General features: G+C 58.6%; 10 protein-coding genes and 1 pseudogene. 4 read left to right on the top strand and 7 right to left on the bottom strand.

Features of this window, described 5'->3' with window-relative positions:
• The first annotated feature begins 248 nt into the window (after positions 1-248).
• The 4 genes from ACP2YP_RS33625 to ACP2YP_RS33610 all read left to right on the top strand — a co-directional run bounded on the left by ACP2YP_RS33625 (position 249) and on the right by ACP2YP_RS33610 (position 5,845).
• Positions 249-1,196 (top strand): TauD/TfdA dioxygenase family protein, encoded by a 948-nt coding sequence (locus tag ACP2YP_RS33625; protein WP_426420506.1) that lies wholly within the window; start codon positions 249-251, stop codon positions 1,194-1,196.
• 468 nt (positions 1,197-1,664) lie between these two features.
• Positions 1,665-3,152, top strand: a complete 1,488-nt coding sequence (locus ACP2YP_RS33620) for an alkaline phosphatase family protein (protein ID WP_426420504.1) — start codon at positions 1,665-1,667, stop codon at positions 3,150-3,152.
• A 5-nt stretch (positions 3,153-3,157) separates the two neighbouring features.
• Positions 3,158-4,345, top strand: a complete 1,188-nt coding sequence (locus ACP2YP_RS33615; RefSeq protein WP_426420503.1) for a PLP-dependent aminotransferase family protein — start codon at positions 3,158-3,160, stop codon at positions 4,343-4,345.
• A 201-nt stretch (positions 4,346-4,546) separates the two neighbouring features.
• Positions 4,547-5,845 (top strand): ABC transporter substrate-binding protein, encoded by a 1,299-nt coding sequence (locus ACP2YP_RS33610; protein ID WP_426420502.1) that lies wholly within the window; start codon positions 4,547-4,549, stop codon positions 5,843-5,845.
• Positions 5,846-6,563: 718 nt separating this feature from the next.
• Here ACP2YP_RS33610 and tnpC read toward each other — a convergent pair.
• From tnpC to ACP2YP_RS33575, 7 genes and pseudogenes are all read right to left on the bottom strand, one after another.
• On the bottom strand, positions 6,564-8,153 hold the full coding sequence (tnpC, locus tag ACP2YP_RS33605; RefSeq protein ID WP_426420500.1) for an IS66 family transposase: 1,590 nt from the start codon (positions 8,151-8,153) through the stop codon (positions 6,564-6,566).
• 55 nt (positions 8,154-8,208) lie between these two features.
• Positions 8,209-8,577 carry an IS66 family insertion sequence element accessory protein TnpB gene (gene tnpB, locus ACP2YP_RS33600; protein WP_426420498.1) on the bottom strand — a complete coding sequence of 123 codons (369 nt, stop codon included), beginning with the start codon at positions 8,575-8,577 and terminating at the stop codon, positions 8,209-8,211.
• Complete coding sequence (locus ACP2YP_RS33595) at positions 8,574-8,762, bottom strand: hypothetical protein (RefSeq protein ID WP_426420496.1); 189 nt, start codon at positions 8,760-8,762, stop codon at positions 8,574-8,576. The genes tnpB and ACP2YP_RS33595 overlap by 4 nt, the downstream gene beginning before the upstream one ends.
• Positions 8,763-9,727: 965 nt before the next feature.
• Positions 9,728-10,965, bottom strand: a pseudogene (locus ACP2YP_RS33590) (IS91 family transposase).
• A gap of 20 nt (positions 10,966-10,985) precedes the next feature.
• Positions 10,986-11,846 (bottom strand): tyrosine-type recombinase/integrase, encoded by an 861-nt coding sequence (locus tag ACP2YP_RS33585; protein WP_426420494.1) that lies wholly within the window; start codon positions 11,844-11,846, stop codon positions 10,986-10,988.
• Positions 11,847-12,255: 409 nt separating this feature from the next.
• Positions 12,256-13,425, bottom strand: a complete 1,170-nt coding sequence (locus ACP2YP_RS33580; protein ID WP_426420492.1) for an NAD(P)/FAD-dependent oxidoreductase — start codon at positions 13,423-13,425, stop codon at positions 12,256-12,258.
• A 12-nt stretch (positions 13,426-13,437) separates the two neighbouring features.
• Positions 13,438-14,238, bottom strand: coding sequence for an SDR family NAD(P)-dependent oxidoreductase (locus ACP2YP_RS33575; protein WP_426420490.1), 801 nt, complete (start codon positions 14,236-14,238; stop codon positions 13,438-13,440).
• Positions 14,239-14,252 lie beyond the last annotated feature (14 nt).

Below are 14,252 nucleotides of genomic sequence, written 5' to 3'. Positions count from 1 at the left end.
GCTCCAATCCTGAACATGGACACGTTGCCCACGACATCAGCGCGTTCTGTCGATCATCGGAAGAGAAAGATGAGGACTTCTACGAAACAACGTTTGCGCTTCTACCCGCGAAGCTCTGTGATTTCGCGGGTCGTTGGTAAATACGTAAACAGACAAACACGCTGACGGTCGCGCCGGACGATCGCATTAGCGAGCCACACGACAAGACCGGACTATCTACAACCACGGTCAGATCCATTGGAGGCCCTATGACAACAACAACCGCGATTTCGCCGTCGAAATCGTCCGTCACTGATTCACCAACGTCGCCGCTCGTGATTATGCCGATATCGCCGACACTTGGGGCGGACGTAAGAAATGTCGAGCTTGTGGATCTCGTGCGAGATAAATCCGATGTGCGTGTAAACAAGATTCGTGAGGCGCTGAATCGGCACCTGGTCCTACGCTTCCGAAATACTGGACTCGATGTCGACGGGGTAGCTGGCTTCGCCGCGCTATTCGGTGAATTGATCACCGAACGGCGTAACCCAGAATCCTACGTATCGGCTCATTCGACTCAGTTTCCGGATCGCCCTGAAGTTGAAGTCATTTCCAACGTTGTTAAGGATGGGCGGCCCGTAGGCGACAAGGGAGCTCATGCGCAGATCTGGCACATGGATGGCTCTCATCGTGAAAAGCCGGCTGCCTACACGCTTCTCTATGCCAGTAAGGCACCACCAAAGGCTCCAGCGACAGGTTTCATGAGCACGTACTCCCTATACGAGAGCCTGTCTCATGAATTCAAAGCCGAGATCTCGCAACTCCAGGTAATTCACAGCATCCACAACAGATCTCAAGCCTTTTGGGACTTTATGGAAGGACCGTCGGCATCACTCGAAAAACGTCTGAACGGTCGAACTCATCCGCTAGTTGCGGTCCACCCGACCTCCAAGCGACCTTATGTTGTGTTACCGCGGCGCCGAGACGCACTCATCGTAGGCTATACGCCAGAGCAGAGCCGTATGATTCTCGAACGAGTCTGGGCCGCAATATTCAATATGAGAGAGACGATCGCGATTCCTCTTGGGACTGGGGACCTAGTTCTCTTCGACAATCGGTCCGTGCTTCACAATCGGGAAGGGTGGAACGCCAGCGACGAGCGCGTTGTCCTAAACCTTGGCATGGCGCCACAAGCACCCATTCCAGCATTTCCATAGCTGCAGCCAGCAAGGGTGCGGCCCCTGATGGCGGCATTCGTCATGCCCTCAGCATCGCATCCTTCAGTGCACAAAATGGTTCGGATTGGCATTAACGGGTGTGCGGCCATGTGAAGAAGTGCAAAAACTAACCTGACTACATCTCAAGCGGCATAATTGAAGCGCGGCCGTCTAGGCGCGATTGCTTATGGATTTGTCGCCGAGCCAGTCGCCCTGCAATTGTCGTCTAAATGTTCGCTGCGGTTGCGTTGAGTGAGCGCGTCGACACGCAATACTTCGTGCGCCCTTCCTAACCTTACCCACGACCGGCAATCTTGGAGTTTTCAGCTTATTCACCTTCACCGCAGCGTTTTCGTTTCGCTTGGCGAGATCGAGTTATCGGAGAGGCCCACATTAGATCGTCGCGGCCTTTATCGTCAAACGAGTGAACTATCCTAACATCGAACATTGGCCTCGATCGCTCATCCCATGCAAGATTTACGCTTCGTCATCGTCAGCTTTGATGGTCTGCGCCCAGACCTCGTCGATCCCGAGCTGACGCCCAACCTCTGTCGCCTGAAAGCCGCCGGCGTCACGCTGGCTAGCCACCGCACCGTTTATCCGAGCGAAACCCGTGCAGCCTTTCCTAGCCTCATCACCGGTGCGACGCCCGACCACCACGGGATGGTTGGTAACAAATTTGTCGACCGCTCCGCAGCGCCGCCGCGCTACATCGACACTTCCGACGCGAATCTCTTGCGCCGCCTCGACGTCGAGAGTGGCGGACGCCTTTATACAGCGCCCTCGCTCGGCGAAATCCTGGCATCAGCCGGCCGCAACCTCGCGGTACTCGCCACCAACACGCCAGGCACCACCCGGCTTTTCCATCACAAGGCGGAGGATTTTGGCCATATCCGCCTCTCCGGCCATTTCCGCGAGGCCTGCACTCCGGACGACGTGCTCGTCGATGTTGAAGCCCATGTCGGTCCCTTATCAGCGGCTCCACCTAGTACGGAGCCGGATCGTATCGGGCAAGATTGGATCACCTCGGCATTCCTCGACGTCCTCTGGCCGAGATATCGTCCCGATGTCACAATTCTTTCCTATGGCGAGCCGGACGTCACCTCGCATTTCCACGGCACGGGTGCGGAGGCGACACGCTCGATTATAGCTCATTGCGACCGCCAGTTCGGCCGTGTGCTCGATTGGTGGGAAGCAGAGGGAAGACGGGCGGGTGTTCAGATGTTCGCGATCTCGGACCATGGTCATATCACGGGCCATACCCGCGTTTCGGTGGCAAATAGCCTGCGTGCGGCAGGTTTTCGGCCAGGCGTCGTGCCTGCGCCTGATATTGATCTGGTGGTGGTGCCGGGCCAGGTCGGCGCACTCTATCTTGCCGATGCGGATGATGTGAACGTCGCTCGGTTGGTCGCGACGATTGCATCCGAGCCATGGTGCGGGCCTGTGTTCACGCGCGCGAAGGACGAGGTCAACGGCATCGCACCGGGGAGTCTCTCAAACCGCCTCGTCTTCGCGGATCATGTCCGGGGACCAGACGTCGCCTTCTCCTTCCGCGCCGACGATACCATCGACCCCTTCGGCCTCGTAGGGGGCACCTTCTATGACAACAATCGCCGGCCCGGTCTCGGCCTTCACGGGGGGCTGCATCCAAAGGAACTCGCAGCAGTGGGCATCGTCGCGGGATCAGCCTTTCCGAGCGTTGGATCGGCGTCCACTTTGCCATCGGGGATTTGCGATGTGGCCCCGACGATCCTTCATCTGCTTGGAATTTTCCCACCACAGCCGCAGACGATGGGTGGACGGGCGCTCTGCGAGCTACTACGGCCAGGATTGGCTCCAAAGGTCGCCACCCGTAGTGAAATTTTCGAGGCCAGACTTAGTAGCTATAAACAGGTTCTTCGTCGGGTAACGGTAGGCGACACTAGGTACCTTGAAAGCGGAATGGCAGAAAGCTGACACTCATGACAAAAGCGCTTGGAAACCAAAATTCAACGTGGAGGGGTATGACTTCATCCTCAGCGTCCAAGACCCTTGAGGGCTCTGGCAAGCAGCGGGCCGCAGTCATTGAACTAGTGCGGGCTACACCCCCTCTTATTCCTGCTATCGAGTCCGTACTGCAGGAAACTTTTGCAGCACTTCAATCATCCCTTGCGCTGCCAGGCGAATTTCAACAACACCGATTTGGAGGTACGGCCGAAGATAAAGAAGCTGCGGCTCGATGGCTTGGGCGACGCCTCGCTTATACGCCTGACTCCGATTTGGTTATTGTCACAAATGGTATGCAGAACACGCTTTTTCTTCTAGCGGCGGGGGTTGTCGGCTCTGGCAACGTATTGCTCACCGAATCTCTCACGTATCCGCAGATAAAGTCGTTAAGCAACCTCCTAGGCGTCCGAGTGGTTGGTGTGCCCATAGACACAGAAGGCGTGTTGCCAGATGCACTAGATTTCGCTTGCCGGACCTACGCCCCAAAAGCATTGTATTGCATTCCGACGATCCACAACCCCACCACCTCGGTGATGGGAAACGATCGAAGGAGGGAAGTCGTGGAGGTTGCCCGTCGACATCGCATCTTTATCTTCGAAGATGACGCGCAGTCCATGCTAGCTGCAAATAGCCCACCCCCCATCGCAACTTTCGGGCCCGACTTGACTTGGTACACCATGACGCTCTCCAAGAGTACCGCCGTGGGGCTACGCGTGTGTTATCTGCTTGCGCCAGCTGGGAACCACCTTGAACCTCTCATGTCGCGCTTCAGGGCAATGTCAATGTGGTTCGCCTCGCCCATTAGTGCCGCAATTGCCAGTCGTTGGACTCGTGATGGAACTGCCGAGCGGGTTCTGCTGGCAATTCGAGATGAAATGGCAAGTCGTCATGCGATCGCTGCCAATGTTCTCAAGAAATTGCCGTTCGTGGCCTCGCCATACGCGCTTTTCGGCTGGTTGGCGTTACCTGATGGTATGAGATCTCGTGAGTTTGGAGCGGCGATGGCGGATGCTGGTATTCTGCTTCGTGCCGGCGAGCAGTTCGCGGTCGTAGATTCGCCAATACCGCAAGGTATGCGCGTCTCACTCAGCGCGCGCCCGCGCGAGGAGCTTGAGCAGGGCCTTTCGATTCTCGCAGAAGCATTCAATCGAGTTGTCGCCTGACAATGAGATGGCAGAAATGGCGGATGGTCCGCCAGATCGTCTTACGCGATCCGTGGACGGTGGCCATTTCTTCTTCATTGGGCTCCCGGAGCTTGGCAGACTGTTCGCTATATTCTCGGAACTAAGTCGCTAAATCAGCGGTTCGGAAATCAATGAAGCCACCTGTCGCATCAAAAGTACCAAACAAGGCAGGTATGCCAAATGAGCACTAGACACGTTGTTTTCGGGCTTACTGTTTCTTTAGTTCTTACCTGTTTCATCGGACAGGCGAACGCGGTTGAACTCAATGTCCTCTATACGGATCCCAATTTTCTCAAGAATGTCCAAGAGGAGATCGCACGAAAATTCAAAAGTGTACGCCCAGACGTCAATGTTCATCTCCGTGTCGTCGCTGACTACGACCAAGCGATTCAAAGCGCCCTGAGAGACGGCCTGACAGGCGGGCTGCCAGATTTAGCGTTCCATGGCATCTTCTATCTCCCTGTCCTCGTCGAGCGGAAGCTCATTGTACCATTAGATGGCTACGCTCTGGCTGACAGCGATTGGTACAAAACTAACTTTTCCGAGCCCACGCGAGACATAGGCAAGTTGGACGGCAAAATTTATGGAATCCCGTTCGCCGTGAGCTTGCCAACGGTGTTCTACAACCTTGACCTCGTCAAGCAAGCCGGTGGTGATCCCGCTAGACTTCCGGCGACTTGGGATGAGCTCAGTGCTCTCAGTAAGAGGATCACTGCACCCAGCGGCGGAATCTACTTTACGTATGAATCGACCGCAAACTGGAGTTTTGCAGCGCTGCTTCAGAGTCTCGGTAGTAGCCTAATGAACTCGGATCGCAAAAAAATCGGATTTGACAATGCTAAGGGAATTCGAGCACTAGACATCCTTCGACAGATTGGTGAAGCCCGACATGGCAATGACATGTCTAAAGCTCAGGCCCGTCAAGCCTTCTCGGCAGGTTCGTTAGGCATACTCATAGATTCCGCAAGTGGCCTGGCCAATTACGAAACCCAGGCAGGAAATAGATTTAGGATTCGTACCGCACCAATGCCGATCGAGGCAGCGGACAACGGCAGTCTCCCGCCTACCGGAAATGTCGGGGTTATCTTTGCCGCAGACCCGTCGAAACAGCAAGCTGCTTGGGACTATCTTAAATTCGCCACAGGGCCGGAAATGCAAACCCTAATGGCGATCAAAACTGGCTACGCACCTACTAGCCAGATCGCAGTGAGCCGAGATGATCTTCTTGGAGGCTTCTATCAAAAACATCCTAATAGCCGGATCGTAGTAGATGAATTCAAGTTGATGAGAGCTTGGTCTGGCTTCCCCGGCGATGACGCTTTCCGACTAAACGAAGACATTCTGAATGAGCTGCAGGCCGTCGTCACATTGAGGAGAACTCCCGCCGATGCCCTGACTAACATGGTCAAAGACACTACTGCCAGACTTCCAAAACAGGACGACGGCGGCGCTTCCTCGAAATCCGTCCGAGACCAATAAAGGCGTAGATCGAGACGACTACGCACGAGCGCCGTTAGCTATAGAGAAGGATTTCGCGCGAGAGAGGCCGGTTCAAGTGTGGGTGGCATGTGCGCAGGACGGGATATCAACGGCATCTCAAAAGTCAGGTGGCGGCCAGCGCGAGGTTGCGGCAATGCGCTCTTCAAGGCTGAGCTGGCCATAACATCTTCCCATCGCGACAACACCTTACCAGGTGTTGCACTTGCATCGTGAACCGAAGCCTCAGCCCTGTTGAGTTCGAGCGCAAGGTGGGATTAGCTTAACCGGGTGTCCATCAAACCGGCAGCAGCTCACTCGATCCTGCCTGCTCCATCGCTCGCGAGTGCGATGCGCGCGCGGAGCAGTGTAGGATAATGGCCACCTATAACAACTGCCTTGTTAATCCGCCTTTATGATAGGCAACCGTGCTTCGCCGGACGCCGGGCAGAATCCTACGCTTTCGAATAAAGAAGCGGCCGTGCTTGATGGGTCACGCGGGCGCAAGATGGCTCCTCGCGGGCACCATCGGACGAAGCTGCGTTATGTCGCAGTCCGAGCAATCCAAGGATTGCAAGCAGAGGCTGAACATCTAACTTTCGGCAACGCCTTTCGGACGCAGAAGTTGCCACTTGTCGTCGCGGAGGCAATGATTCCGGCTTTGATTGAAGCGCGCAAGGTCTTTCTCAGCTTGATTGTCGGTAAGCGCTTAGCCGCCACCCTATTGAGGCTGGCTTGACGCCTTGCGGAATCGCCACGGCATGAGGTCGTCGATCCTGCTACGGGGATGGCCGTCGATGATCGCCTCGAGTGTTTCGGCGATGTAGCCGGCCGGATTGACGTCGTTGAGCTTGCAGGTGGCCACGATGGATGCAAGCAAAGCCCAGTTTTCTGCCCCGATTTCGTGACCGGCGAAGAGAGCATTTTTCCTGGTCAAGCAAACTGGGCGGATGGCGTTCTCGACCGGGTTGGTGTCGAGCTCGAGATGTCCGTCTTCGAGGAAGCGGGTCAGCCCCTGCCAATGATTGAGCGCATAGCGGATGTCCTCGGCGAGCGTCGAACCGCTGGAGATCATCGACAGTTGTTTCTCGAACCACGACTTTAACGCGGCTACCATGGGCAGCGAGTGCTCCTTGCGCGCGGCCAACCGGATGTCCGGCGATGAGCCGCGCACTATGGCTTCGATGGCGTAAAGCTGCGCGATGTGCCGAACGGCGGCCTCGGCGATCGGAGACTTGCTGTTGCGCACCAATTTGACGAAGCGCCGGCGCAAATGGCTCCAGCAATGCACGAGCGTCCACGGCCCTTGCGGGCGAGCGACTTCGGTCAGCCGGTCATAACCGCCATAGGCATCGCATTGCAGAAAGCGTCCGTTGAAGCCGTGCAGGAACTCCTCAGCGAAGGCACCACTGCGACTGGGGGCATATCGGAACAGCACGATCGGCGGACTTGGACCGCTGTGGCCACGGTCGTCGGAGACGATCGCCCAGAAGTAGCCCTTCTTCGTTTGGCCTCGCCCGGGATCGAGCACCGGCACCGTGGTTTCGTCCATGAACAGACGATCCGCCATGGCCAGGCGGCGGCGCATGTGGTCCGCGATGGGCTGAAGATGGAAGCAGGCGCGGCCGGACCAGTTGCCCAGTGTCGCCCGATCAAGCCGGATGCCCTGGCGCGCATAGATCTCGGCCTGACGGTAGAACGGCGTATGGTCGCCAAACTTGGAGACGATCACGTGCGCAATGGCCGCTTCGGTCGGCAGCCCGCTGGGCACGACGTGCTCCGGTGCGTGCGCCTGCACGACAGGGCCCGAGCAGTGGCGACAGATGTATTTCGGGCGGCGCGTGACCAACACCCGCCATTGCGCCAGGATCACGTCGAGGCGTTTGCTGACGTCCTCGCCGATCTTCGTCATGGCGCCGCAACCGCACGGACAGAGCGTGCTCGCAGGCTCGATGATCCGTTCCACGCGCGGCAAATGGGCAGGCAAGCAGCCGCGATTGCGATGAGAGCCTTGATCCGGCACGCTCCGCGATCGGCCCTTGATCACAGCCTCGGCTCTCTCCTGCGCCGCGTCCAGGATGCCTTGCGCGATCTCCACGTCTTCCAGCGGTAAGTGATACTGATCTGGCCGCAGCTTCTCGGACTTCGCGCCGAACTTCTCGCGTCGGAATTCGCCGAGGATGACCTCCAGCCGACGCCGCGCTTCCTCCGACGCCGCCAGCGCTCCCTGATGCTCGCTCAAGGCCGCCTGCGTTTGCGCCAAAAGCGCTTTCAGTTGTTCATTTTCGTCGCGCAGCGCCGCGATTCTCATGCGCTATTTCGAGCACATCGCCGCCGCGCGTGCCACGTTCAAAATAGCTTCCGAGTCATTCTGCCGCAGTTATCCAGCCGCCTGGGGACGCCGTGCTTCTTCCGGGCGGACCAACCTCCAATCCAGCCCCTCGAACAGGGCTGCGAACATCGCCGGCGATATGCGCATCACGCCGTCTGCGATCGTTGGCCAAACGAACTTGCAACCTTCGAGAACGCTTGTGCACCAACACCAGGCCCGTTCGATCCCAGACCAAAAACTTGATCCGGTCCGCTCGTTTCGATCGGAACACGAAGGCTGCGCCGCTGAACGGGTCGAGACGAAGCATCTCCTGCACCTTCGCCGCAAGCCCATTGTGGCCACAGCGGAAGTCGATCGGCCGCGTCGCGATGTAAATCTTCAGATCGGCACCGGCCGCGATCATCGTGACGCTCGCACTGCGCGGATCACCCGGGACAGCTGCTCGCCATCTATGGCGGTGTCCGTCCGCAGCACGACATCGCCGATCGCGATCTCAAGCTTGATCGCCGGAACGTGACGCTCCTCCAACGCGCTTTCCACGACCAGCGGTGCGAATGTCGACTGCGATGCCTCGCACGGCGCCAGCATGCCTCGCTGTCGAAAGCGTCGTCGCCAATCGTAAATCTGCCAGCGCGTCGCTCCGTGCTTGCGCGCCACCTCGGACACTGGGCACCGGGGAGCAAACTCTCCGCGACAATCCGGGCTCTCTCAGCCTCCGAACGCACACGGCGCCCCGACGGTCCTTCAAGAACCTCCAGCCGGCTCACCGACCCTGCCGATGAGCCGTCCAAATGGACGTCTTTTTTGCTGTCCAATCCCATCCCAAACCTCCGTCCAAGCCGGAGGCTTCTTCGCACAGCTATCCCGATCCCGAAGCGAGGGTCCCGCTTAGCGCTTACGATTGTCGCGAGGCGTCAATCAGGAGCAATGTTGGCGGATGTGGCGTGTGATGTTGGCCCCCGGGGCCCTTCCTCTTGACGGCCTCGCGCCGCCGGGAGCTTTCGACATTGAGCTCGAAGATGGTCGCGTGGTGCACGAGACGATCCACGGCGGCGAATGTCGTAGCCGCCTGGTGGCACGACAAGCCACGCTCAAGGACAGCCCCAACCACATGCTTACGAAGGTTAAGTGAATAGGCTCACCCATCCATTGCTGGCCTCCTTCCCAGCCAGCATGTTGAATCAGAACCGGCCTGATTTGGGAATCTGGAGGGTTCTGTGAGGTCGCGCTCACGCGAGGGCGCCGCAAGCGCTTATCACGCGACCTCATTGAAGCCGTATTGAGCGAAGGGCGCGGGAGGGTGGGCACGGTGGTGAGGCTATGGGGATTGTTCGAGATCGCAACTGGCTATCGCAGACTGTGTATCTGAAGCGGAGACGTGCTGGCTGCGCATTGGCGGCAATTTGAGACCGGGAGCGTTTTTGCAGGCGGTCGCGATCGATGGTCGCTGCATTGAATGGTTGTCGTCGCGCGGTGTGGCCGCACGGCTTCGACCGCGTCGGCGGTGATCGAGACGCTGGGAATGATGATCGTCGTGCAGGGCACGAACTGGCTCACGACGTGTCGCATCGGAACGGTGGGGTTCGAGGGCTGGAGCGGCTGCAGCTGTGTCGAAAGCGCTCGACGATGCGCATGACGCCCCCACAATCGGGACAGGCAGGAACCTCGGCCCGGGTATGGAGGGCCGAATCCAAGGGCGACGGCTCGGCATTGTTTGGCGCTGTCCGCTCATGATCGAGAAGTTTGCGGCAGAGGGCGAGTTTGGCAGCGCGATGGCCGTTAGCCATGAAGCCGAAGTGGCGGATGCGATGGAAGCCGTCGGGCAGCGTGTGAAGAAGGAAGCGGCGGACGAACTCGTCGGGCTTGAGCCTCATGATCTTTGTCGCGCCGTTCTGGCGGTAGTCCTTCCAGGTAAAGGCGACGTGATCCTCGTCGAGGGCTGCGAGCCGGCTGTTGGCGATGGCGACGCGATGGGTGTAGCGGCCGAGATAGGCCAGCACCTGTGCGGGCCCGCCGAAGGGCCGCTTGGCGTAAACAACCCAGTTGATGCGTCGCATGACGTCGAGGTGGGCCGCGAAGGCAGCCGGCTCGGCCAGAGCTCCGAGTTCGCCGAAGAAACGCAAGGCACCGCAGTTGAAGGCTGCCGACAGACGTTTGAGAAAAAGTGTGCGAAATAGTCTGGACAACGGTTTGACGGCCAGGAAGAAGTTCGGTCGGCAAGCGATCCAGCGCGCGCCATCGGGCGAGAGGCCGCCACTCGGAACGACGCAGTGGACGTGGGGATGATGCATCAGCGCCTGTTCCCAGGTGTGGAGGACGGCGACGCCGCCGATCGCACCGCCGAGCCGGCGTGGATTGGCGGCGAGCGTCGTCATCGCCTTGGCGGCAGCCTTGAACAGGATGGCATAGACGACGGCCTTGTTCTGGAAAGCGATCGCGGCGATCGGTGCGGGAAGTGTAAAGACGACGTGGAAATAGGGAACCGGAAGCAGGTCGGCTTGACGCGCGGCGAGCCACGCGGCTCGGGCTCTCCCTGATACTTCGGACAGTGCGGGATGCGGCAGGAATTATAGGCTACGCGTGTCGTGCCGCAGTCGTCGCAAGCCTCCACGTGGCCACCGAGCGCCTCGGTCCGGCACGCCACGATCGCGCTCATCACGCGCCGCTCGACCCGACCGAGATGACCGGCATGTACACGGCGATAGGCGTCGCCATGCCGGCGCAGAATATCGGCAATCTCGATGGCGGGCCTGTTGGAGCGGCTGTCGGAGCGGCTGTCGGAGCGGGTCATGACCCACTTCCCGCCGCGGATCATCCAGGTGGCGTCACCTCCAGCGACAGGCGGTCGAGCGGGCTCTGGGTCGCTCGGATCGTATCGGTGGCGACCTGCGTGTAGCGCGCTGTCGACGACAAATTGTTGTGCCCGAGCAAGACCTGGATGATCCGGATATCGGTTCCGTTCTCGAGAAGATGCGTCGCGAAGCTGTGGCGCAGCGTGTGCAGCGTGACGCGCTTGGTCAGGCCCGCAGCCTTCACCGCCGACCGGTAGGCGGCATGCAACACGGTCTGATCGATCGGATGATCTTCGTCACGTCCCGGGAACAGATAAAGCCGCGGCCGGGCGAGCCGCCAGTAGGTGCGCAGGATGCCCAGCAGCTGGGGCGACAGCATCACGTTACGATCCTTCGCGCCCTTGCCGTGGCGCACCTGGATGACGCCGCGGGCGCTGTCGATGTCTTCGATCCGCAGTCCCGCGACTTCGGAGGCCCTGAGCCCGGCCGCATAGGCGGTGGTGAGCGCGGCGCGGCTCTTCAGACTCGATACCACTTCAAGAAACTGAACCACTTCGTCGGCGCTGAGCACGACCGGCAGCTTGCGTGGTTCTCGCGCATAGGGAATGCGCTCCGGGATGAGCGCCTCGCCGAGCGTGACGCCGTAGAAAAACCGTAGCGCACAGACGATCTGGTTCAGCGCCGGCCATGAGATGCCGGTCGAGACCAGATGCACCTGGAACGCGCGGACGTCTTCCAGCTCCAACCGCTCAGGCGATCGGCCAAAATAGCGGCTGAACTTCGAAACCGCGCTGATGTAGGATCGCTGCGTCGCCGGCGACAGATTGCGAACGGTCATGTCTTCGATCATGCGGCGGCGAAGAGGGCTCAAATCGGCCATCTCGATACTCCTGTCTGAGGGGGTGGGCTCCAACACCCACATCCTCTCAGCCAGGAGGCGATCTACGCCACCTTGCCCCTTACGCCGCGGCAGCGGCTTCGTTCAATCCAAAATCGATTCAGACATTCCGCTCTCTAGACAGGTGGGCAAGCGATACAGTTATCCTATCCAATAATGTAGGCGCATTGTCGGCGCGATCTTGTGGCCAACACGTTCTCTTGACATCCCGGTTGTCGCAGCAAAGCGCATCTGAGGCAGTCTCCGGAGAGACCCGTTTGCTTACGGCACATATCCGCAGGCGGGACGCGGGCCTCGTGCTCCTATAAATTGCAATGACCTCTCCGGCGCAATTTACGCTGTGATCCATATGTTGAGTCAGAGCGAACTCCGTGGGACAAGACCGCCAAGGCTACTCGCTGCTTTTGCTTGCCACATTCAACTGGCCGGCTCTTGTCGCTTGCTGGCGCCAATCGGCTTCTTGCGCGATGTAACGCCTTGGTCGGTAATCCCGTAGCTCGACCGCATTCCTCTTTTCTATCATTTCAGATGCGAGCAGGCGTCCTGCTAGCGGTCCGAGCGTTATTCCTCCGTGCATGACTGCCACATATATGGTGTGTTCTTCGTCAAGAGCGCCGATCATCGGTCGACCATCCGCCGGCATCGGACGGAATCCAACGGTCCACTTTCGTTGCATTTCTGCAAAATGTATTACCCACTGGCATCCGGAATTGACGAGAGAAAGGCGTTCTGCCTCCATTCGCTCAACTAGGGACGCATCGGCTTCGAGAGCAGCGACACCGGCCAGAACCCCGCCGTGGTCGCCTTGCCTAACATGGAGTTTATCAGCGTAAACGACGTGCCGGAGGCTGTGGGGGCCGACGCCACCCGAGAGCTCCACAAGCGGCCCAGGTTCTGTACTCAACCTAAGTGGGGCGATGCCAGCAAGCGTGAGTAGCGCATTCGTGTCATTACCGGCCGCCAGCACGAGAGAGTCGAATACCTCTGTACCCATCATATGGCCTACTCGCACCTTTGAGCCTCGGCTGTCAAACCCAACTACGTGCTCCCGCCGATACTGAACGTCAAATTGCTTGGTGGACGCGTTGATAAGTGCTTCACATAAAGCTCTTGCGTTCACCCATCCTTCTTCCGGCACAAGCACTCGTTCGGATGCCGAATGACTGTTGATACCTGGCTCGAGGCGACTTGCTGCTGCCGGTGCGATGGCTTCTACCCGACTTCCGTACTCGCGAAGCATCTTCGCGCTTTGGTTAAGTTTCGCCGCTTCTTTCGCCGAAGACGCAAGCCGAAGCGTTCCCGTTATATGGAGGTGGCGCTCGCTTCTAATCTCGCGCGCGAGCGCGCCATGGTACTTGATAGCGTCGAGCCTGAACTTCAGGTGGGTCTCAGGTTGCCCGAACGCGTTAAGACAAGAAAACGACGTTGAGGAAACCCCGTTGCCAGGATCGCCGACATCGAAGACGGTCACTCGTGCACCTGCCTTCCCAAGATGATAGGCAACGGAAGTGCCAATGATACCAGCTCCAATCACCCCAATCTTCTTCGACTTCTCGTTCATAAAAATGTCTCCTTATGCGCTGGCTGTTAGCCCGCCATCTACGTAGAGGATCTGGCCGGTCACAAACCGTGATAGGGGTGATGCGAAGAAGTACACGGCGCCAGCGACATCCCCCGGTGTAGCCAATCGCCCAAGGGGAATGTCCGCAGTGGCCTGCTGAAACGCGGTCGCGTCGGCGAGAGCCGTTTCGTTTTTATAAGTCCTCACAAACCCCGGCGCGACACCATTAACGGTGATGCCGTATGGCGCCAACTCAGTTGCAACTTGCTTCAACAGCATTGCGAGCCCGCCTTTCGCGGCGCAAAACGCACTGTAGCCCCGGTTTCGGAAACCAAGCGATGAGCGGACGGAAAGAAGATGGATGTGACTGCCGGCCCTGCCGACTGATACTTGGCGTGCAGCAACTGCCTGAGACAGAAACATTCCAACACGCAACGTCCTGGAGTAGACTTCATCGAAGGCTTCTGGTGTCACCTCGAGCAATCTCTGCTCCTTATTGAAGCCGATGCAATTCACTAGGATATCGATTGATCCATATCGCTGGCTCAGCGCACCAACTAAATCCCGTACTGCGCGGACATCGCACGCATCGAGTGCGACACCTTGGGCAGAAGCCCCGTTGTCGGTCAGTTCTGCGGCAAGAGTGCGCGCCCGGTCGCCATTTCGGCCCGCAACAATGCTGATCGCACCGGCGGCGGCCAACATCTCGGAGATCGTTGCACCGATCGCTCCGTAGCCGCCGACGACCAACGCGACTTTTCCATTCAGGCTCCTCGGATGCCGGAGCGCTATGTCTACATCCTGAATCGTCAATCCAGTCTCCATTT

This window comes from Bradyrhizobium genosp. A, from assembly GCF_049949275.1.
Lineage (GTDB): Bacteria > Pseudomonadota > Alphaproteobacteria > Rhizobiales > Xanthobacteraceae > Bradyrhizobium.
The sequence above is the reverse complement of the archived record's forward strand: the minus strand, read 5'-3'. Positions and strand labels throughout refer to the sequence as shown.